The 19,985-nt window shown below is 74.6% G+C and carries 20 protein-coding genes; 8 read left to right on the forward strand and 12 right to left on the reverse strand.

Annotated elements, in window-relative coordinates:
* Positions 1-167: 167 nt before the first annotated feature.
* A complete protein-coding gene (locus PH190_RS11420) occupies positions 168-1,370 on the forward strand; it encodes a fatty acid desaturase family protein (RefSeq protein ID WP_274231623.1) in 1,203 nt (400 codons plus the stop codon).
* 58 nt (positions 1,371-1,428) lie between these two features.
* On the opposite strand, the gene PH190_RS11425 is transcribed toward PH190_RS11420, so the two are convergent.
* The 3 genes from PH190_RS11425 to PH190_RS11435 form a co-directional block, all read right to left on the reverse strand.
* Positions 1,429-2,460, reverse strand: a complete 1,032-nt coding sequence (locus PH190_RS11425) for an NAD-dependent formate dehydrogenase (protein ID WP_274231624.1) — start codon at positions 2,458-2,460, stop codon at positions 1,429-1,431.
* Between the two features lie 46 nt (positions 2,461-2,506).
* Complete coding sequence (locus PH190_RS11430; protein ID WP_274231653.1) at positions 2,507-3,304, reverse strand: SDR family oxidoreductase; 798 nt, start codon at positions 3,302-3,304, stop codon at positions 2,507-2,509.
* 117 nt (positions 3,305-3,421) lie between these two features.
* Complete coding sequence (locus PH190_RS11435; RefSeq protein WP_274231625.1) at positions 3,422-3,934, reverse strand: hypothetical protein; 513 nt, start codon at positions 3,932-3,934, stop codon at positions 3,422-3,424.
* A gap of 214 nt (positions 3,935-4,148) precedes the next feature.
* Here PH190_RS11435 and PH190_RS11440 point away from each other — a divergent pair, with 214 nt between their 5' ends.
* From PH190_RS11440 to PH190_RS11460, 5 genes are all read left to right on the forward strand, one after another.
* On the forward strand, positions 4,149-6,077 hold the full coding sequence (locus tag PH190_RS11440) for a molybdopterin oxidoreductase family protein (protein WP_274231626.1): 1,929 nt from the start codon (positions 4,149-4,151) through the stop codon (positions 6,075-6,077).
* A gap of 3 nt (positions 6,078-6,080) precedes the next feature.
* The gene (locus PH190_RS11445; protein WP_274231627.1) at positions 6,081-8,003 is read left to right on the forward strand and encodes an NAD(P)H-dependent oxidoreductase subunit E; all 1,923 of its coding nucleotides are present in this window, start codon (positions 6,081-6,083) and stop codon (positions 8,001-8,003) included.
* Positions 8,000-9,214: a 2Fe-2S iron-sulfur cluster-binding protein gene (locus PH190_RS11450; RefSeq protein WP_274231628.1), complete on the forward strand. Its 1,215-nt coding sequence runs from the start codon at positions 8,000-8,002 to the stop codon at positions 9,212-9,214. Before PH190_RS11445 ends, PH190_RS11450 begins: the two co-directional genes overlap by 4 nt.
* Before the next feature lie 185 nt (positions 9,215-9,399).
* Entirely contained in the window at positions 9,400-9,582 is a 183-nt protein-coding gene (locus PH190_RS11455; protein WP_274231629.1) for a hypothetical protein, read from the forward strand.
* On the forward strand, positions 9,579-10,070 hold the full coding sequence (locus tag PH190_RS11460; RefSeq protein WP_274231630.1) for a hypothetical protein: 492 nt from the start codon (positions 9,579-9,581) through the stop codon (positions 10,068-10,070). The genes PH190_RS11455 and PH190_RS11460 overlap by 4 nt, the downstream gene beginning before the upstream one ends.
* A gap of 17 nt (positions 10,071-10,087) precedes the next feature.
* On the opposite strand, the gene PH190_RS11465 is transcribed toward PH190_RS11460, so the two are convergent.
* Positions 10,088-10,732 carry a hypothetical protein gene (locus PH190_RS11465; RefSeq protein WP_274231631.1) on the reverse strand — a complete coding sequence of 215 codons (645 nt, stop codon included), beginning with the start codon at positions 10,730-10,732 and terminating at the stop codon, positions 10,088-10,090.
* 70 nt (positions 10,733-10,802) lie between these two features.
* A complete protein-coding gene (locus tag PH190_RS11470) occupies positions 10,803-11,771 on the reverse strand; it encodes a coiled-coil domain-containing protein (RefSeq protein WP_274231632.1) in 969 nt (322 codons plus the stop codon).
* A gap of 186 nt (positions 11,772-11,957) precedes the next feature.
* Here PH190_RS11470 and PH190_RS11475 point away from each other — a divergent pair, with 186 nt between their 5' ends.
* Positions 11,958-12,692, forward strand: coding sequence for a DUF4383 domain-containing protein (locus tag PH190_RS11475; RefSeq protein WP_274231633.1), 735 nt, complete (start codon positions 11,958-11,960; stop codon positions 12,690-12,692).
* Positions 12,693-12,697: 5 nt separating this feature from the next.
* Here the strand turns inward: PH190_RS11475 and PH190_RS11480 are convergent, their stop codons facing one another.
* Both PH190_RS11480 and PH190_RS11485 read right to left on the reverse strand, forming a co-directional pair.
* Positions 12,698-13,627 carry a DUF389 domain-containing protein gene (locus PH190_RS11480; RefSeq protein ID WP_274231634.1) on the reverse strand — a complete coding sequence of 310 codons (930 nt, stop codon included), beginning with the start codon at positions 13,625-13,627 and terminating at the stop codon, positions 12,698-12,700.
* A gap of 19 nt (positions 13,628-13,646) precedes the next feature.
* Positions 13,647-14,429, reverse strand: a complete 783-nt coding sequence (locus PH190_RS11485; protein ID WP_274231635.1) for a HemK2/MTQ2 family protein methyltransferase — start codon at positions 14,427-14,429, stop codon at positions 13,647-13,649.
* Positions 14,430-14,685: 256 nt separating this feature from the next.
* On the opposite strand from PH190_RS11485, the gene PH190_RS11490 reads away from it, so the two are divergent.
* Positions 14,686-15,690: an iron-containing redox enzyme family protein gene (locus PH190_RS11490; RefSeq protein ID WP_274231636.1), complete on the forward strand. Its 1,005-nt coding sequence runs from the start codon at positions 14,686-14,688 to the stop codon at positions 15,688-15,690.
* Positions 15,691-15,699: 9 nt separating this feature from the next.
* Here PH190_RS11490 and PH190_RS11495 read toward each other — a convergent pair whose 3' ends face one another.
* Genes PH190_RS11495 through galT form a run of 5 tightly spaced genes read right to left on the reverse strand, consistent with a single transcriptional unit; the run spans position 15,700 to position 19,828 of the window.
* Positions 15,700-15,912 carry a CDGSH iron-sulfur domain-containing protein gene (locus PH190_RS11495; protein WP_274231637.1) on the reverse strand — a complete coding sequence of 71 codons (213 nt, stop codon included), beginning with the start codon at positions 15,910-15,912 and terminating at the stop codon, positions 15,700-15,702.
* Positions 15,913-15,920: 8 nt separating this feature from the next.
* Positions 15,921-16,616 carry an alpha/beta fold hydrolase gene (locus PH190_RS11500; protein ID WP_274231638.1) on the reverse strand — a complete coding sequence of 232 codons (696 nt, stop codon included), beginning with the start codon at positions 16,614-16,616 and terminating at the stop codon, positions 15,921-15,923.
* Complete coding sequence (locus PH190_RS11505; RefSeq protein ID WP_274231639.1) at positions 16,613-17,629, reverse strand: LacI family DNA-binding transcriptional regulator; 1,017 nt, start codon at positions 17,627-17,629, stop codon at positions 16,613-16,615. The genes PH190_RS11500 and PH190_RS11505 overlap by 4 nt, the downstream gene beginning before the upstream one ends.
* Before the next feature lie 10 nt (positions 17,630-17,639).
* Entirely contained in the window at positions 17,640-18,806 is a 1,167-nt protein-coding gene (galK, locus tag PH190_RS11510) for a galactokinase (protein ID WP_274231640.1), read from the reverse strand.
* 35 nt (positions 18,807-18,841) lie between these two features.
* On the reverse strand, positions 18,842-19,828 hold the full coding sequence (gene galT / locus PH190_RS11515) for a galactose-1-phosphate uridylyltransferase (protein WP_274231641.1): 987 nt from the start codon (positions 19,826-19,828) through the stop codon (positions 18,842-18,844).
* Between the last annotated feature and the right edge of the window lie 157 nt (positions 19,829-19,985).

Here is a 19,985-nt window from a genome sequence, read left to right on the forward strand (position 1 = left end):
CACCCGACCCGCCCGACCCGCCCGTCAGCGGCTGTGACCGGGGCCATCGCGGCCGCGGTGTGGGGGGACACAGCGATCACCGGCCCACGCGGCGTCTCGTGTCGGTACCGTGGGTACCTAGTACTTCAGGTACCGAACCGACCCACCCGATGCGGAGGCAACCCCTCATGGCCATCTCGGACATCAAGGAGTTCACGCACCTGAGCGAGGCCGACGTCGCGGCCATCGGGCGCGAGTTCGACGCGATCCGCCGCGACGTCGAGGCGTCGCGCGGGGAGGACGACGCCGCGTACATCCGCGGCGTCATCAAGCTGCAGCGCCGCCTGGAGATCGGCGGGCGCGTGGCGCTGGTCGGCAGCATCCTGCCGCCGCTGTGGATCGCCGGCACCGCCGCGCTGGCCGCCTCCAAGATCATCGAGAACATGGAGATCGGCCACAACGTCATGCACGGCCAGTGGGACTGGATGAACGATCCGGAGATCCACTCGGCGCAGTGGGAGTGGGACAACGTCTGCCCCGCGGACCAGTGGAAGCACTCCCACAACTACCTGCACCACACGTACACGAACGTGATCGGCAAGGACAAGGACGTCGGGTACGAGATCCTCCGCGTCCGCTCCGACCAGCCGTGGCACCCCTACTACCTGGGCCAGCCGCTCTACAACGCGCTGCTGATGTTCCTGTTCCAGTGGGGCGTCGCGCTGCACGACCTCGACATCGAGGGCGCGGCGAAGATGGACGCCGACCCCGAGGAGATGAAGGCCAAGCTGCGCCAGATCGGGCGCAAGGCGGGCAAGCAGGCGCTCAAGGACTACGTGGCCTTCCCGGCCCTGTCCGGCCCGTTCTTCCCGGCGACGATCGCGGCGAACGCGACGGCGAACCTCATCCGCAACGTGTGGTCCTACGCGATCATCTTCTGCGGCCACTTCCCCGACGGTGCCGAGGTCTTCACCGAGGAGGAGCTCGACGGCGAGACGTGGGGCGAGTGGTACCTGCGCCAGCTGCTCGGGTCGGCCAACTTCACCGGCGGGCGGCTCATGCACCTCATGAGCGGCAACCTCGGCTACCAGATCGAGCACCACCTGTTCCCCGACCTGCCGTCGAACCGGTACCCGGAGATCGCGGAGAAGGTGCGCGACATCTGCGCCCGCTGGGACCTGCCCTACACGACCGGCCCGTTCCCGAAGCAGTTCTGGCAGTCGACGCGGTCGATCTGGAAGCTCTCGCTGCCCGTGGCGGGCGAGCTCAAGCGCTTCGTCGACCGGCTGACCGGCCGCGAGAAGCCGACCGCCACGAGCACCGCCGCCGCCGACGTCCCGGCCCCGCGCACGGAGACCGGGACCCGCGTCGACGAGCCCGTGGCCGCCTGACCCGGGGTACGTGCGTGATCTTCTGAGCCATAGCTCAGAAGATCACGCACGTAGATGGTCACGACTCCGGCGACACCATGACGAACTCGGCGGGCAGGGGCCGGCCGTCGAGGTGGGCGTCGAGCATCTCCCGCACGCCCTCGGCGATCCGCTCCTGCGCCTCGCGGGTCATGCCCGAGCAGTGGATGGTCATGGCCTCGGAGCCCTCGGGCAGCGAGCGCCAGGGGTGGTCGGCCGGCGCCGGCTGGGGGTACCAGGTGTCCCCCGCGTACCCCGCGAGCTGCCCGGACTCGACGGCCTCGACCAGCGCGTCCCGGTCGACGATCGCGCCGCGCGCGGTGTTGACCAGCCACGAGCCCGGCTTCATCGCGTTCAGCCGCTCGCGCCCGAACAGCGCCTGGCTGCCCTCCATCAGGGGCAGGGCCAGGCAGATCACGTCCGACTCGCGCACCAGCGTGTCGAGCCGCGCGTAGCGCACGCCGAGCGTCGCCTCGTCGGCCGGCGAGCGGCGGTGGTTGGCGTAGTAGAGCATCCGCACGTCGAAGCCCTGGAGCCGTAGCGCGGTGCGGGCCCCGATCGCGCCGAGCCCGACGATCCCGACGGTCTTGCCCTCGAGGTCGTGCGACGGCGCCGAGACGCCGGCGACGTCCCAGCCCCCGTCGCGGGCGTTCGCGTGGGCGGGGACGAAGTTGCGGACCAGCGCCAGGATCTGCAGGACGTTGTGCTCGGCGACGCTGACGACGTTGCTGCCGGTGACCTCGGCGACGGTGATGCCGTGCTGCTGCGCGGACTCGGGCTCGGTGTGGTCGGAGCCCACGCCCGCGGTGATGACCAGCCGCAGGTTCGCGGCCTTCGACATCCGGTCGTCGTCGAGGTAGACCGGCCAGAAGGGCGTCGTGATCAGCGCCTCGGCGTCCGCGAGCTCGGCGTCGAGACCCTCGCCGGTGTCGGTGGTGGTGACCAGCTCGTGGCCCCGGTCCGCCAGGTACTCGTGCAGGCCCAGCGCGTTGTCGGCGCTGGCCGGCACGCCCCCGTCGGAGCCGTGGGAGCCGGCGTCGGACGGCGGGTAGGACACGTAGACGACCTTCATCCCGTCGGCTACCCGACCGCCCGCGACGGGGACACCGGGTGTGACGTCAGCCGGGGTGGGTCTCGCCGCCGGCCGGGGCCAGGACCTCGCCGCTGTAGTACGACGAGAGCCGGTTCGACGCGAAGAACACGTACGACGGGGCGATCTCGTCGGGCGACGCCGGGCGGCCGATCGGGGCCTGCGCCCCGAACGAGTCGACCTTCTCCTCGGGCATGGTCGCCGGGATCAACGGCGTCCACACCGGCCCCGGGGCGACGCAGTTGACGCGGATGCCGCGCGGGAGCAGCTGCTGGGACAGCGACATCGTCAGCGCGTGCACCGCGCCCTTGGCCGCGGAGTAGTCGAGCAGCGACTTGTTGCCGCGCAGCCCGTTGACCGAGCCGGTGTTGATGATCGCCGACCCCTCCCCCAGGTGCGGCAACGCGTCCTTGGTGATCCAGAAGAAGCTGGACACGTTGGTCGCGAACGTGCGCTCCCACTGCTCGTCGGAGAGCTCCTCGGGGCCGTCGACCGGCGTCTGCACCGCGGCGTTGTTGACCACGATGTCGAGCCCGCCGAGCTCCTCGACCGCCCGCCCGACCATCCGGGCGCAGTGGTCGCGGTCGGCGATGTCGCCGGGCAGGCGCACGCACCGGCGGCCCTTGGCCTCGACGACCGACTGGGTGTGCGTCGCGTCGTCGCCCTCGGAGAGGTAGCTGATCGCGACGTCGGCGCCCTCCTCGGCGAAGGCGATCGCGACGGCGCGCCCGATGCCGGAGTCGCCGCCGGTGATCAGCGCCCGGCGCCCGGCGAGCAGGTCGCGCCCGACGTAGTCGCGCATCTCGTCGTTCGGCTCGGGGTCCATCGCCCCGGTGCTGCCGGGGTGGGTCTGTTCCTGCGGGGGAGGCTGCGTCACGGGCGACGGACTTGACGGCGGCGCCCGGGCGCGAAACGTCCCGGGCACCGCCGACGGCGGGGCACCTCAGCGCAGGGCGGCGATCTTGTCGAGGACGGTCTTGCGGTTCTTGGTGCGCCGCTCGTAGGCGTCGACCTTGCCGAGGTCGCCCGCGGAGAGCCCGTCGAGCTTCGCGACGACCTCGGTGGCGTTGAGGTCGTCGTAGCCCCGGATCGGCAGGTCGTCCTCCACCGACACCGCGCCCTTGGCCTCGCCCTCGGCCTGGGCGACGCCGGGCACGCGACGCGCCTGGTCGGCGGCCGCGCCGGCCGCGCCGCCGATGCCGGACCCGAGGCGCTGGAGCAGCGCGGGGAACGCCTCGGCGAGCTCCCGGGTGAACTGCGCCTGGGCGCGGGCGAACGCCTGCACCCACTCGGCGGTCCGGTTGCCGGCCGCCTCCTCGGCCTCGGCGACGTTCTCGAGCAGCTCCTTGTACGCGCGCAGCGACTCCTCGCCGCCCTGCCGAGCGCGGCTCACGATCTGCTCGTTCAGGCTCCGGACCTGCTCGACGACCTGCTCGACCCTCGGGTTGCCCGCCATCGCTCCTCCTCGGTGTGTGCCTCAGTGCACATCGAGCGCTCGTTTCCCGGCCGCCGATACCCCCAAACAGGGCAACGTCGGAACCATCCGGGCAAGGACGGACGCGGGCGACGGGTTCGTGTTCCGGTGATCGGGATCGTCCGTGTGACGCGCCTCGCAACGGGACCTACGATGGTGACGGCGGCGACACCCGTTGTGGTTGGGAGTACCGAGCATGCGCAAGCCACGCCACGTGCGTCTGACCGAGCCCCTCGTCCGGGAGAACGGCGAGCTCCGGCCGGCGAGCTGGGACGAGGCGCTCGCCCGGGCCGCGGTCGGCCTGCGCGGCGTGCCGCCCGAGGCGTTCGGGATGTTCAGCTGCTCGAAGGCCACCAACGAGATGAACTACATGGCTGAGAAGTTCTCCCGGGTGGTGATGGGCAGCAACAACGTCGACAGCTGCAACCGCACTTGACACGCTCCCAGTGTCGTCGGTCTGACGACGGTGTTCGGTGCCGGCGGCGGCACCTCCGCCTACGTGGAGGCGGAGCACGCCGACGTGCTCGTGCTGTGGGGCTCCAACGCGCGCGAGACGCACCCGATCTTCTTCCACCACGTGCTGCAGGGCCTGCGCAACGGCGCCCGCCTGTACTCGGTCGACCCGCGCCACACCTCGACCGCGCACTGGGCGGACTCGTGGCTCGGGCTCGACGTGGGCACGGACATCGCGCTCGCCAACGCGATCGGGCGCGAGATCATCCACGCGGGCCTGGTGAACCGCACGTTCGTCGACCGGGCGACCACCGGCTTCGACGACTACGCGGCCACCGTGGAGCCCTACACGCTCGAGCGCGCCGAGGAGATCACCGGCGTGCCGGCGTCCTCGATCCGCGAGCTGGCGCACGCCTACGCCCGGGCCGACCGCGCCCAGATCTGCTGGACGCTCGGCATCACCGAGCACCACAACGCCGCCGACTACGTGTTCGCGCTGATCAACCTCGCGCTGCTCACCGGGCACGTCGGGCGCTACGGGTCGGGGCTGGTGCCGCTGCGCGGGCAGAACAACGTGCAGGGCGGCGGTGACATGGGGGCGATCCCGGCCAAGCTGCCCGGCGGCTACGACGTCGCCGACGAGGACGCCCGCGCCCGCTACGCCGCGGTCTGGGGCACCGACGACTACCCCCGCGAGCCGGGGATGCACCTGTCGCAGATGTTCGAGGCGATGGAGCGCGGCGAGCTGCGCGCGCTCTACTGCATCGGCGAGAACCCGGCGGAGTCCGAGGCCAACGCGGCGCACGCGCGCCACCTGCTCTCGAGCCTCGACTGCCTGATCGTGCAGGACATCTTCCGCACGGCCACCGCCGAGCTCGCCGACGTCGTCTTCCCGGCGACGGCCGACTGGTGCGAGTACGAGGGCACGGTCACCAACTCCGAGCGGCGCGTCCAGCGCGTCCGCAAGGCGATCGAGCCGCCGGGGCAGGCGCGCCCGGACACCCACATCATCTCGGCGCTGGCCACCGAGCTGGGGCACGACTGGGGCCAGCCGACCGCCGAGGAGGTGTGGGACGAGCTGCGCTCGGTGTCGCTGAACTGGCACGCCGGGATGAGCTACGCCCGCCTCGACGCGCTGGGCGGGCTGCAGTGGCCCTGCCCGTCGGAGGACCACCCGGGCACGCCGCTCATGCACGCCCGGCTGTGGGCCGACGACCCCGCCGACCGCGGCCGTCCGGCGCCGTTCACGCCGGTCGAGCACGTGGCGCCCGTCGACGCCCTCGACGACGAGTTCCCCATCCGCCTGACCACGGTGCGGGTGCTCGACGCCTACAACTCCGGGGTGCAGACCGGGGGCTACTCCTCGCCGCTGCGCCGCCGGGAGTCGCTGCGCATCGACGCGGAGGACGCGGCCCGCCTCGGGATCGCCGACGGCGACCGGGTCCGCGTGGTCTCCCGCCGCGGCGCCGTCGAGGCGCCGATCGCCGTCGACCCGTCGCTGCGCCCGGGGCTCGCGTCCTTCACCCCGCACTTCACCGAGGAGGTGGACGTCAACGTGCTGACCAACGACGCCTGGGACCCGAAGTCGGGCACCTCGGAGTTCAAGGCGACGGCCATCCGCGTGGAGAAGCTGCCCGTCCAGGCGCCGCCGATGCCGGTGGCAGGAAGCTGACGCATGGATCTGCACCTCTCGAAGGCCGAACCCACCACCGTCGAGCGCGACACGATCGACGCGGCCTTCGGCGCCCTCACCCACCCCACGAGCCGTGAGGACCGCCCCACCCGGTCGCACCACGCCGGCCACGACGCCCGCGCGCAGCGGCACCTGCTGCTGCCGGTGCTGCACGCGGTGCACGACGCCGTCGGCTGGATCTCCGAGGGCGCGCTCAACCACGTGGCGCGCACGCTCTCGGTGCCGCCGGCGGAGATCTACGGCGTCGCGACGTTCTACGCGATGTTCGCCGTCGAGCCCCGCGCGCCGCGGGTGGTGCACGTCTGCGACGACGTCGCCTGCGGCCCGTACGGCGGCGAGGAGATCGTGACGGCGCTGACCGAGGCGCTGGGCCCGGAGGGCGGCTCAGCGGGCGGCGGCGAGCAGGCCTGCTGGGTGCGCAGCCCCTGCCTGGGCCTGTGCGAGCGCGCGCCCGCGGTGCTGCACCAGCGCACGGCGCAGCCCGATCTGTCCCAGGCGCCCGCCCGTCCCGACGAGGTGCTCGCCGCGGCCCGCACCGACGAGCCCGCGGCCGCCGCGGCGCTGGCCGACCAGGCCGACGCCGCGTTCGCCGACACCCGCGTCAGCGCCCCGCAGACCGGGCGCGGCGCGCACCTGCCCGGCGGCGGCCCGCTGCGGCTGCTGCGCCGGGTCGGGGTCGTCGACCCGGAGAGCCTCGACGACTACCGCGCCCACGGCGGCTACGCCGCGCTGCGCCGGGCCGTCGACCTCGGGCCGACGCGGGTGATCACCGAGCTCGAGGACTCCTCGCTGACCGGGCGCGGCGGCGCCGCGTTCCCCACCGGCGTGAAGTGGAAGGGCGTCGCCGGGGCGCCGGAGCGTCCGCACTACCTGGTGTGCAACGCCGACGAGTCCGAGCCGGGCACGTTCAAGGACCGCGTGCTCATGGAGGGCGACCCGTTCGCGCTGATCGAGGCCATGACGATCGCCGGGTACGTCACCGGCGCGCGCACCGGCTACCTCTACATCCGCGGCGAGTACCCGCTGGCGACGCGGCGGCTGGAGCACGCGATCGGCGCCGCCCGGGCCCGCGGCTTCCTCGGCGACGACGTCATGGGTGAGGGCTTCGGGTTCGACATCGAGCTGCGCCGCGGCGCCGGGGCCTACATCTGCGGCGAGGAGACCGCGCTGCTCGAGTCGATCGAGGGCTTCCGCGGCGAGCCGCGCAACAAGCCGCCGTTCCCGAGCGTCGTCGGCCTGTTCGGCAAGCCCACCGCGATCAACAACGTCGAGACGCTCTACAACGTGCTCGGCGTGCTCGACCAGGGCGGCCAGGCGTTCGCCGAGATCGGCGGCGGGCGCTCGACGGGCACGAAGCTCTTCTGCGTCTCCGGGGCGGTGGGCACGCCCGGCGTCTACGAGGTCGAGTTCGGCGCCACGCTGCGCGAGCTGCTCGACCTCGCCGGCGGCGTGCGCGGCGACCTGCGCACCGTGCTGCTCGGCGGCGCGGCGGGCGGTTTCGTCATGCCCGAGGACCTCGACGTCGCGCTCACCCTCGAGGGCGCGCGGGACATCGGGGCGACGCTCGGCTCGGGCGTGGTCCTCGTGTTCGACCGGCACGCCGACCTCACCGGCACGCTGCGCCGGATCGCGGCGTTCTTCCGCGACGAGTCGTGCGGCCAGTGCGTCCCGTGCCGCGTCGGCACCGTGCGCCAGGAGGAGGCGCTCGCCCGGCTCGAGCGCGACACCCCGATCGGCTCGCGCGAGACCGAGATCGCCCTGCTCGACGACCTCGCGCGGGTCATGCGGGACGCCTCGATCTGCGGGCTCGGCCAGACCGCGCCCGCCGCGGTCGCCTCGGCCCTGCAGCTCGGACTGCTCGACCGGCCCCACGGGTCCCGCAACGGGAAGGTGCCCTCGGCATGACCGACACCCAGCACACGACCACCCCCGGCGACCCCGTCTCCGGCAAGGGTCCGGCCGGCCGCGGCGGGGGCTCGGCGGGCCCGCCGGACGGCCAGCGCATCGACGGCGCCACCGAGGCCTCGGGCGGCGCCGCCGTCACCACCACCGTCGAGACCGGCCCGCCGCCCGGCGAGCGCACCGACGGCGACACGGACGCCCCGTCGGCCGTCGGTCCGACGGTCGTCGACCCGGTGGCCCCGGCCCGCGGCCCCGAGGAGCGCCTCGGCTCCGGGCCGGTGATGCTCGGGACGATCAAGCGGCGGGTCACGCTCAGCCTCGACGGCCGCGAGGTGCGCGTGCCCGAGGGGTCGACGATCCTCGACGCGCTGCACGACGAGGGCACCCCGGACCAGGCCGACACCCCGACGTTGTGCTGGGCGCCGAACATGGACCCGATCAACGCGTGCCGGGTCTGTGTGGTCGAGGTGGAGGGCTCCCGCACCCTCGTGCCCTCGTGCGCGCGGAAGTGCGAGGACGGCATGGCGGTGCGCACCGACACCGAGAAGGTGCGCCACAGCCGCCGGATGGTGCTCGAGCTGCTGTCCTCGTCGGTGGACATGGACCGCGCGAGCGCGGACGTCCAGCGCTGGATCGGCGACTACGGGGTCGACCCCACCCGCTACGGGCCGCCCGCCCCGCCGAACGCCGCCGGCGAGCGCGACCGGCGCCACGCGGGCCACCACCACACGCCGGACGGGTCGTCGGCGGAGACCGTGCACCAGCCGGTCAAGGTCGACAACGACCTGTACGTGCGCGACTACTCGCGGTGCATCATGTGCTACAAGTGCGTCAACGCCTGCGGCAGCGACGCCCAGTTCACGTTCGCCATCGCCGCAGCCGGGCGCGGGTTCGACGCCCGCATCGCCACCGAGTTCGACGCCCCGCTGCCCGAGTCGGCGTGCGTCTACTGCGGCAACTGCATCGGCGTCTGCCCCACCGGCGCGCTGGTGTCCCGCCGCGAGCACGAGCTGCGCGAGGCCGGCGAGTGGCGCCCCGAGGAGGAGACGGTCACGACGACCATCTGCTCGTTCTGCGGGGTCGGCTGCAACCTCGAGCTGCACGTCCAGCAGAACGAGATCGTCAACGTCACGAGCCCCGCCGACCACTCCGTGACCCACGGGCACCTGTGCATCAAGGGGCGGTTCGGCTTCCAGCACGTCCAGAACTTCTGAGCCGACCAGGGTCTCCACCCAGCGCGAACGGCCGAACACGCAGGGCCATGAGGGGCCAACGCCGTGGCGGACCTTCTCGCGGGGGTACGGGGCTGGTGGGCTGTGCGCAACCGAAGGAGGAGTCGGCCGTGGCGGTGTCGGAGAGCAGGTCGAAGAGCAGGAAACGGGACCGTACGGACGAGGTGGTGGACGGTCTCCACCAGCTCGTCGCGGCCGGGCGGATCGACGACGTCGAGGCGGTGCTGACCACGCTCATCGAGAGCGAGCCCGCCGAGGAGCCGTCGGTCGAGGACCGGGAGACGCGCTCCTACGCCGAGGGCATGCGCGACGGCCTCGCGCTGGCCCGGCGGGCGCAGGAGCAGGGGTGACCGCCGCTGCCGCGTTCGACCCGGTGGCCGACGGCCGCCCCGCGCCGGCCCGGCCCGCATCGGTGCCGGACGGGAACCCCACGGCGTCGGCCGCGTCCACCGCGTCGGCCGCGTCCGCACAGCGGCCGTCCGCGGGCGACCGGCTCCGCGCCCTGGCGGTCACCGCGATCGACCGGCTGGCCGGGGTGGCCGCCGCGAAGGTCGAGGAGTACGCCGACAAGCTCGGCGACATCGCCGCCGACGCCGTCAAGGGTCAGCTCCCCGGCGGCGTGGGCGGCAACGCGATGATCCGGGCCGGGCTCGCGGCGCTGCAGGGCCAGAACCCCGTGGTCGCCGCCATCAAGGGCGCGGTCGGGGCGATGAGCACCACGACCAAGGTGGTCGTGGCGCTGCTGCTGATCCTCACCGCGGTGCTCGCGCCGGTCGCGCTGCTGGTGGCGGCGCTGGTCCTGCTCGTCGCGGCGATCGTGGGGGCGGTCAAGAACTGAGCGGCCGCGGCCGAGGGTCACGTGCTCTCGGTCGCGCCGCTCGACACCGTGGCCCGGGCCGGCTCGCCGGTCGGCTCGGGCGACCGGCCGTCGGTGCCGCTGCCCCCGGTGCGCTCGCCGGCCTGGTCCTGCGCGTGCTGCGCCGGCCGCGTCGGGGGGCGCAGGCCCTCGTAGATCGCCGGCTGGATGTCCCAGGTGTTCCAGTAGGACTCGCCGGGCAGGTCGGTGTACGTGACCGTGACCCGGAAGTCCTCGCCCTCGAGGCCGTTGCGGCGCAGGAAGTCCATCTGGTCGTCGAGGTCGTCCCAGTAGCAGGTGATCCGCGCCCCCGGCGACAGCGACGTCAGCCCGATCGAGAACAGCGGCAGACCGGACACCACGACGCCGTCGGAGCTCTCGATGGGCCGGGAGAACGCGAAGCTGATCGACTTGGCCGGACCCTGGCCGACGTTCTCGACGGCGAGGCTCAGCCCGCGCGTGCCGTGGTCGAACTCGTCGTGGACGGCGACCACGGGCCGGCCGCCGGCGAGGAACTCCTGGCGGACCTCCCGCACCGACTCCTTCGCCGCGCGCAGCTGGAACCAGATCACCACGATGAACGCGGCGTAGAGGACCGGCGACAGCGTCTGCGCGACGCTCGCGATCACCTGCAGCACCGTCACGGCGCCTCCCGACGAACCACGTCCGGCCGGGCCCCGCGGACGGGACCCGGCCGGACGACGTGCACTCCGCTCAGCGGATGCCGACGACCTCCTGGGCCAGCGCGGCGTGGCGCGTCTGGGCCGCGGAGACGATGCCGCTGCGGTTCTTGTTCGCCTCTTCGTAAACGATGATCTTGTTCAGGCTCTCGACGTCGTCGAGCTGCTTGATCTTCGCGACGGCGTCGCTGACGCCGAGCTGGTCGTAGTTCTGGATCGGCAGCTCGTTCGAGTGCAGGGCCCCGAGGCGGGCACGGGCCTCGTGGAGGACCTGCGCGGCGTCGGTCGCGCCCTCGCGGCGGCTGACGCGCTCGGCACGGTCCAGCGCGGCGTCGCGGCCGGTGGTCAGCACCTCGCGGGTGTCCTCACCGAGCCGGACGGCACGCCCGGCGGTGTCGGTGACGACCGCGCGGACCTGGTCGCCGCCCTGCTGGAGGCGGGCGGCCCAGCGGCTGACCTGCTCGCGGGCGAAGCTCACCGGCAGGCGCACCGCGCGGGTGGCGCCGCCGACGACCATCTGCACCGGCGTCGGCTTCAGCGCCGGCGGGCCGCCGAGGGCGTGCTCGGCGAGCACGGTGGTCAGCCACTCGATGGTGGCCGAGTGCGCCTCCTCGAGGCGGTCGGCGAGCTGGCGGACGTCGCTGTCCTTGGCGGTCTCGGCGAGCGCGCGCAGGTACACGGCGCGGTCGCGCAGCTGGTGCTCGAGCGTCAGGTCGCCGAGCAGGGCCTCGTCGACCGGGCCCGCCTGCTCGACGGTGCCCTTGACGACGGCACCGACGCGGCCCACGAGCGGCGAGACGACGTCGGCGACGCCGCCGAGCCGCTGCAGCTCGCGGGTGATCTCCGCGCTGCGTCGCTCGGCGTTCTGGGCGTTCTGCGTCAGCTCGCGCCGGACGGCCTCGGTCCGCGCCTGGGCCACACGGATGCGGGCGACCTGGACCTCGGTCTGGGTCAACTGCAGCATCGAACGCAGCTGGGCGATGATGTCGGCCTGGTGGCTCACACTTCTCCTCGAACGCAACGGGTGTAGGTGCGTGTGTTCATCCGACCTACCGGCCGGTCACTCGTCGGCTACCACGTGACCGCGCCGCGTATTCGTCCGCGCCCGGTGTGACGCCCGTCGCGCGTGGTGCGCTGCGCGGACGCCGGCGGGTTCCCCGGGCGGGGTCGGCTGGGCATCCCCGCGGGCATGACGCACCCGACCAACCGTCACGGGGAACCGCCCAACCCCGACGCCGAGGGCACGCCCGGTCAGCACGACCAGCAGGGTCGGGGCTCGGGTCCGTACGCGCCCCCGAGCCGTGACGAGCAGGGCAACCCGCTGCCGTCGGTGCCCCACGAGGGGCTCCTCGGCCGGATCGGCAAGGCGGTCGTCGGCGGCGAGGTCGTCGTGCTCGCCGTCGTGGGCATCGCCGGCCTGGTCACGAGCTGGGGCGCCTCGTTCACCGAGCAGGTCCCGGACACGGTCCTGGCCCTGCGGCTCAACCCGGCCCACAGCGTGCTGCTGCTCGTCACCGCCGTGCTCGGCGCGGTCAGCCTCCGCAAGCGCTCCTGGCTGCGCGCGTTCGCGGGCGCCCAGGCCGTCGTCTACCTGCTGCTGTTCGTCTTCGGGTCGGCGTTCAGCGTCAACACCGGCAGCGCGACGTTCCTCGCGCTCAACACCCCCGACCACGTGCTGCACGGGGTGCTCGCGATCCTCGGCTTCGTCGTTCTCATGATCTCCAGTGCGCGGATCGTCGAGCCGCCGCCCGGGTCGCTGCCCTACCCTGGCGTCCTGCCCGAGACCGGGGAGGACCCGCCGCAGGGGCCGACGCCCGGGCAGCCGGAGCCGAGCCGCGACTCCGACGTCAACCAGGGCCGCACCGAGCCGCACCCGGATGACCGCGCGGAACGGAGCACGGACCGGAGTGGCGACCGGTCCTGACGCCGTCAGGCCAGCGGGCGTCGACCGCCGTGGTGGAGCCGGTCCTTGACCAGCACCACCGCACCGCCGAGCACGACGACCAGGCCCATGTCGGCGCCCGTGCGCTGGAGCCCCTCGAGGGCGAGGGTCCAGTCGCCGGAGACGACGCCGATGCCGACCAGCGCCGCGGCCGGCACGAGGGCGAGCGCGATGAGGGCGCCGGCGAGCACCGCCTCGCGGAACGACGTGATGATGACGAGGCCGGCGATCGCCCCACCGGCCCCGACGAGCCAGTCGGCGACGGTCGGGTCGACCACCATGTGCACGCCCTCGCTCGTGGCGAGCATCTCCGGCGCGCCCATGCCGAGCGCCCGCATGACGAGGAACGTGACCCCGCCGCCCGCGGCGAGCACGAGGTAGCCGACCACCACGGAGACCAGCGAGCGGCGGATGCGGTAGAGGCTGCCGCGCAGGGCGGCGACCGCGAGCTTGGCGACCGGCTCGAACGCCGGCGCGATGATCGCCGACGCGGCCAGCGCGAGGGCCTGCGGCACGGGCGGGGAGAGCAGGCCCGCGACGGCGATCGCGCCGCCGAGGGCCATGAGCGCGAGGTAGTTGGTGCTGATGCGTCCGTGGTGGCGCAGCGTGCGCTCGAACTCCTCCCACGGCGACTCGTCGGCGTCGTCCTCGACGGCCTCCTGCGCCCCGGTGGCGACCACGCTCTCGGTGCGGACGGTGGCCATGGTGATCGGCCCGTGCTCCTGCGCCCGCTCGATGATCGCGAGGACGTCGTCGATGCTGCGGTTGAGCACGTGCACGCTCAGGACGTCGCCCGGCGGTTTCACCGAGCCGTCCTGCTGGCGGGTGAGCGCGAGGACGCCGCCGTGGCGGGCGAGCTCGGCGGACACGTCGTCGGCGGCCGACGACGGGACGGTGACGTCGATCTGGTGGTGCACGGTGTCCTCTCCGGCTCCGTCAGGCCGCGGGGCGCACGGCGCGCACCACGACGAGCTCCTCGGTGCGCTGGTCCGCCGTCGCGAGCCCGCGCTCGCGCAGCAGCGCGCTGCGCGCGGTGAGCACCGGCCCGTAGGGGTGCTCGTGGCGGGCGACGACCTCGGCGGACAGGCCACGCGCCCGCAGGCGGGCCACGGTGAGCGCGGGGTCGTTGAACGCCGAGTGCACGACCAGCAGGCGCCCGCCCCCGGTGAGCACCTCGGGAGCCTCGTCGCAGACCCGGTCGAGCACCGCGCGCCCGTCGCGCCCGCCGTCGAAGGCCCGCGCCAGTCCGTGGGTCGGGAGGTCGTCGGTGGCGGCCGGCACGTAGGGCGGGTTGGAGACGACGACGTCGAACCGCTCCCCCGCCACCGGGGCCGTCAGGTCGCCGCGGCGCGTCCGGACCCGGCGCCCGTGGCGGGCGGCGTTGATGCGGGTCGAGAGCAGCGCGCGGCGGGAGAGGTCGACGGCGGTGACGTCGGTGCAGGGGACGCCCGCGGCGACCACCGAGAGCGCGCCGGCGCCGGCGCCGAGCTCGAGGACGCGGCACGGGCGGGCGACGCCGCAACCGTGGTCGGTGAGCTCGGCGCGCAGGACGTCGGCGAGCAGCCAGGTGTCGCGCTGCACCGGGTAGACGCCGGGCACGCGGAACACACGGTGGTGGGGGCGGACCCCGGTCGCGGGCACCAGGGGGGCTCCGGTCCCGGTCGTCCCGGTGGGGGTGGCGTCGCGGGTGCGGCGTGGCTCGGGTGCGACGGTCGTCATCGGCTCCTCGGCTCGGCTCGGGGGTGACGCGTCGGGTCGCGGTCGCCGGCTCCCTCGGTGCGGCCCGGTCTCGACCCCGGCGTCGATCCGCGGCAGGCGTTACCCGGTCTCCCCCGTTGCTCCATCCCCCGCAGCGCGACTGATCGGCGTCACGGACGTCACGTGCGGGGCGACGCTCCGGCGGCGACCCGATCGGGTACCACGACGGCCGTCCGGTACCGGCGACCGCCGTGCCGACCCCGCGAAGGAGCGACCCGTGCCCGTCCTGCCCCGCGCCCGCGGTCCGGTCTCGAGCGACGTGCTCGACGTGCTCGCCGGCCGTCGTGCCGCCGCCGAGCTGCCGCGCCGGCCCGAGGTCCACCAGCTGGACCCGTTCGGCGAGGACCTCCAGCTCGCGCTCTACTGCCTCTACGAGCTGCACTACCGCTCGTTCGACGGGGTCGCCGACGAGCTGGAGTGGGACCCGGACCTGCTGCGCCTGCGCGCCGACCTCGAGGCACCGTTCCTCGACGCGGTGCGGGCGCGGGTCGCGGGCGGCGACGACGTCGAGGCCGCGATCGACGAGCTGCTGATCGAGCCCACCGAGGGCACCGGGCCGTCGTGGCACCTCGCCCGCGACGGCGAGCGCTGGCAGCTCGACGAGTACGTCGCGCACCGGTCGATCTACCACCTCAAGGAGGCCGACCCGCAGGCCTGGGTGATCCCGCGGCTCGACGGCGTCGAGGGCCGGGCGAAGGCGTCGCTGATGACCGTCGAGCACGACGAGTTCGGCGCCGGGCGCGCCGACCGGGTGCACGCGCGGATCTACACCGAGATGATGACGGGCCTCGGGCTGGACACCGCCTACGGCGCCTACCTCGACGTCGCGCCCGCTCCCACGCTCGCGACCGTCAACATCATGAGCCTGTTCGGCCTGCACCGGCGCTGGCGCGGGGCGTCGGTCGGGCAGTTCGCGCTCATCGAGATCACCTCGCCGCCCGGGGCGGCGCGGCTCGTGTCCGCGATCGAGCGGCTGGGGCTGCCGGCGGAGGTCACCGACTTCTACGCCGAGCACGTCGAGGCCGACGCGGTGCACGAGCAGCTGGTGCGTCGCGAGCTGGTCGCCGGCCTGCTCGAAAGGGAGCCGGAGCTCGCCGCGGACGTCGTGCTCGGCATCCAGGCCTCGACGCTGCTCGAGGACGACCTCGCCGACCACCTCGTGCGTGCCTGGTCGGCCGGCGCCTCGTCTCTGCGGTCGCCGGCGCTGCCGACCGCGGCCTGACCAGGCGCTCTACGCGTCGGCCTGCTTCTCGGGGCGGACCTTGCGCCGGTGGCTCGTGTCGCAGAACGGGTAGCGCTTGGTCCGGCGGCACGCGCACAGCGCGACGACGGGGCGCTCGCTGGTCACCGTGGTGCCGTCGGGCAGCTCCAGCTCGACGGGCCCCTCGACCAGGAACGGTCCGCCCTCGGTCATCGTCACCCGTGTCGGGCGCTGCGCTGCCATGGCGGCGACTACCCCCCGAACCGCGCCCGGCACACGCCCGCGAGCTCGTCGGGGCGCGTGAGCGGCACCATGTGCGCGCCGTCGCGGGTCGTCACCACCGTGATCCCGGGCCGGACCGCCGCCAGGGCCGCGAGCCACGACGCGGGCGCGAGGTGGTCGTGCGGGCCGCGGACGACCACGACGGGGATCGCGGAGTCCCGCAGCGTCGCGCGCAGGTCGTGACGCCGCGCGGCGCGCAGGGCCCGGCCGAAGCCGGAGAGCCGGGTGGTGAGGTAGTCGCGCACCATGCCCGGCACGCGCCGCGGGTCCTCGCGGACCGCCGTGCGCAGCCAGCGGGCGACCAGGCCCGTGCGCGGCGAGAGGCGCGGGTCGGCCGTCGGCCCGACGAGCACCAGCCCGCGCACCGCGCCCGGGTGGCGCCGCGCGACCTCGGCGACCACCTGGCAGCTCGCCGAGTGCCCGAGCAGCACGACGGGTCCGTCGGCCAGGTCGCGCAGGCGCTCGGCGAGGCGGTCGGCGGACGCGGCCGGGTCCAGGGGCGTGGCGCGGTCGACCGGCAGCCCGAACGCCGGCAGCGCGACGACGGCCGTGGGCAGCGTGCCGTCGAGGTGCGCGGCGACGCCCCGCCAGCCGCGCGTGGTCAGCCCGAGGCCGGGGACCGCGACGGCCGACGGCGGGCCCGGCGCGGGCAGGAGGTCGCTCACGCGGACCGGCGCACCACGAGCGCCGCGGGCAGGAGGCGCTGCGGTGTGTCCTGCTCCGTGTCCTGGTCGCGGACCTCGCGCCGGGCGCGCGCCACGGCGTCGAGGACCTCGACCAGCGTGCGCCCGAGCTCGTACTTGTCGGTGTGCACGGTGGTCAGGGGCGGGTCGAGGTCGGCGGCGAGGGTCAGGTCGTCGAAGCCGACGACGGCGCAGTCGTCCGGCACCCGGCGGCCCCGCTCGCGCAGGGCACGGATGGCGCCGACGGCCATGAGGTCGTTGAAGGCGACGAGCGCGGTGACGTCCGGGTGCTCGCGGAGCAGCTCGCCGGCCGCCGCGGCGCCCCCGGTGATCGTCGGCGGGCCGGTGACGACGGGCGCACCCGAGGCCGCCGCGGCGGTGAACGCGTGGCGCCGGACGTGGTCGAGGCCGACGGCACCGTCGAGCATCCCGAGCCGGCGGTGCCCGCAGGCGTGCAGGTGCTCGACGGCGAGGCGGGTGCCGGTGGCGAAGTCCGACGAGACCGCGGCGACGGTCGGCGCCGGCGCCCGCCGGTCGGCGACGACCAGCGGCACGCGCCGGTGCAGGCCCACCAGCTCCTCGTCGCCGAGCGCCTCGAAGAAGCCGATGACGCCCTCGGCGCCCCGCTCGAGGATCTCCCGGGCGGCCGCCGACTCGCGCCCGGCGTGGGCGTCGGTGTTGTGGACGACGACCGAGAAGCCCCGGGCCGCCGCGGCGTCGAACACCCCGCGGGCGACGGCCGGGAAGAAGGGGTTGGCGATGTCGGAGAGGATCAGCCCGACCGTGCCGGCGCGCTGCGTGCGCATGCCGCGGGCGAACATGCTGGGGCGGTAGTCGAGATCCTCGATGGTCGCCAGCACCCGGCGGCGGGTGGCCGCGCTGATCTCGCCCTTGCCGTTCATCGCCCGCGACACGGTCTGGCGCGAGACGCCCGCGGCCCGGGCGACGTCGTCGATCGTCACCCGGACCGACGGTGCCGCGTGACCCGTCTCCATCGTGTCGACCCTACTGCCGCGGGGCCGGCGTCCAGGGCTCCCGACGCGCCCCGGCGGCCGGGTGGACCTCGCGGACCACGGGTTCGGGGTGGCCGTCGTCGGCGGCGCGGCGCACCACCACCTCGCCGATCCCCGCGGCCGCGGACGCCGGCGCCAGCACGAGGACGCTGCCGCCGAACCCGCCCCCGACCAGCCGCGCCCCCAGCGCGCCGTGCTCCAGGGCCGCCTCGACGACGGCGTCGAGCGCCGGGACCGAGACCCCGAAGTCGTCGCGCAGCGAGGCGTGGGACGCGGTGAGCTCGGGGCCGACCTCGGCGGGCCGGCCCGCGCGCAGGAGCTCGACCACCCGGTGGACCCGGGCCTGCTCGGTGACGACGTGGCGGGCCCGCTTCTGCAGGTCGCCGTCGAGGCGCTCGACCATCGCCGGCGTCGCGTCCCGCAGGGCCGGCACCCCGAGCGCGGCGGCGGCGGCCACGCACGCGGCGCGCCGGTCGGCGTAGCCGCCGTCGGCGAGGTCGTGGCGCACGCGGGTGTCGACCACCAGCGTCACGAGCCCGACCTCGTCGAGCCCCAGCGCCACGTCCTCCCCCTCGAGCGTCCGGCAGTCGAGCAGCAGGGCCGCGCCGTCGCGGCAGAGCAGCGAGGCGGCCTGGTCCATGATCCCGACCGGGGCGCCGACGACGTCGTTCTCCGCGCGGCGCCCGGCGCGGGCGAGGGTCGGGCGGTCGAGGTCGGCGCCGGTGAGCTCGGCGACCGCCAGCGCCACCGCGCACTCCAGCGCCGCCGACGACGAGAGCCCCGACCCGAGCGGGACGTCGCCGGCGACGACGAGGTCCCACCCGTCCTCGCCCGGCAGCCCGGCCTCGCGCAGCGCCCACAGCGTCCCGAGCGCGTACGCCGACCAGCCCCGCGCCCGGGGCAGCGCGTCCAGCGTCGTCGTCACGGGCGCGTCGGGCGCCTGGGCGGAGCGGACGGTGACGGTGTCGTCCGACCGGCGGGCGGCGGCGACCCGGCAGTGGCGGTCGATGGCGAAGGGCAGCACGTGGCCCTCGTTGTGGTCGGTGTGCTCGCCGATGAGGTTCACCCGCCCCGGCGCGGCGAACACCCCCTCCGGCTCGCGCCCCACCGCCTCCCGGAACGCCCTGACGACGTCCGGGGTGGTCAGCCTGGCGTCCACGCTGTCACTGAACGCCAGGAAATCCCCCCGCTCGCTCACACCGGCACCTCCGCGCGCGCACAGGCCTCGCGGAGCCGCTCGGCGGCGACCTCCGGCGCGACGTCGGTGAGGAACGCGCCGGCGAAGGTCTCCGAGCCCGCGAGGTACTTCAGCTTGCCCCCGCCCCGGTGGGGCGGGCAGATCTCCAGGTGCAGGTGGGCGACGTCGCGGTCGCCGCCGTCGGTGGGCGCGGCGTGGAGGCCGAGCAGGTAGGAGGTCCGGAGGCCGAAGAAGGCGTCGTAGCCCGCGAGCACCCGGGCCAGCACGCGGGCGAGGTCGGCGCGGGCCTCGGCCGGGAGCTCGGGCAGCGACGGCACGTGCTCGCGGGTCCAGATGTCGACCTCGTACGGGAAGCGCGCCCACGGCGGCACGCCGGCGACGACGTGCTCGCCGGCGACGACCTCGCGCGGACCGCCCGCCTCGGCCGCGACGACGTCGCAGAACACGCAGCGCCCGGTGCGGTCGTGGTGGCGGCGCCCGGCGGCGAGCTCGCGGGCCGGTCGCGGCGGAACGTCGGGGTAGGCGTAGATCTGGCCGTGCGGGTGGTGCAGCGTCACGCCGACCGCCTCGCCCTTGTTCTCGAACGGGAGCACGTAGCGCACGCCGGGGTCGGCGCCGAGGTCGGCGACGCGGCGCGCCCAGGTCTCGAGGAGCAGCTGCACGCGCACCACGCCCACGTCGGCGAGCGTGGCGTCGTGGTCGTCGGTGAACACGACGACCTCGCAGTGGCCGTAGGCCGGCTCGACGGGGACGAGGTCGGTGCCGGCGATGTCGGGCGCGGGCGGGCGGGTGGAGAGCGACGGGAAGCGGTTGTCGAACACCACGACGTCGAAGTGCTCGCGCGGGACCTCGGTGGACGCGTGGCCGGGACGGGTCGGGCACAACGGGCAGGCCGCGGCCGACGGCTTGTAGGTCCGGTCCTGGCGATGGGTCGCGAACGTGACCCACTCGTCATGCGTGGGGTCGTACCGGCGCTCGCTCACGTCGCGTCCTCCCCCTGCGCCCACGAGAAGAACCGGATCGTCCGGCCGTCGGGCAGCTGCTCGACCTCCTCGCGGACGTCCCGACCTCCGACGACGTCTCTGGCGACGTCCCCTGCGACGTCCCCTGCGACGTCCCCTGCGACGTCCCCTGCGACGT

The organism is Actinomycetospora straminea (genome assembly GCF_028737255.1).
GTDB lineage: Bacteria > Actinomycetota > Actinomycetes > Mycobacteriales > Pseudonocardiaceae > Actinomycetospora > Actinomycetospora straminea.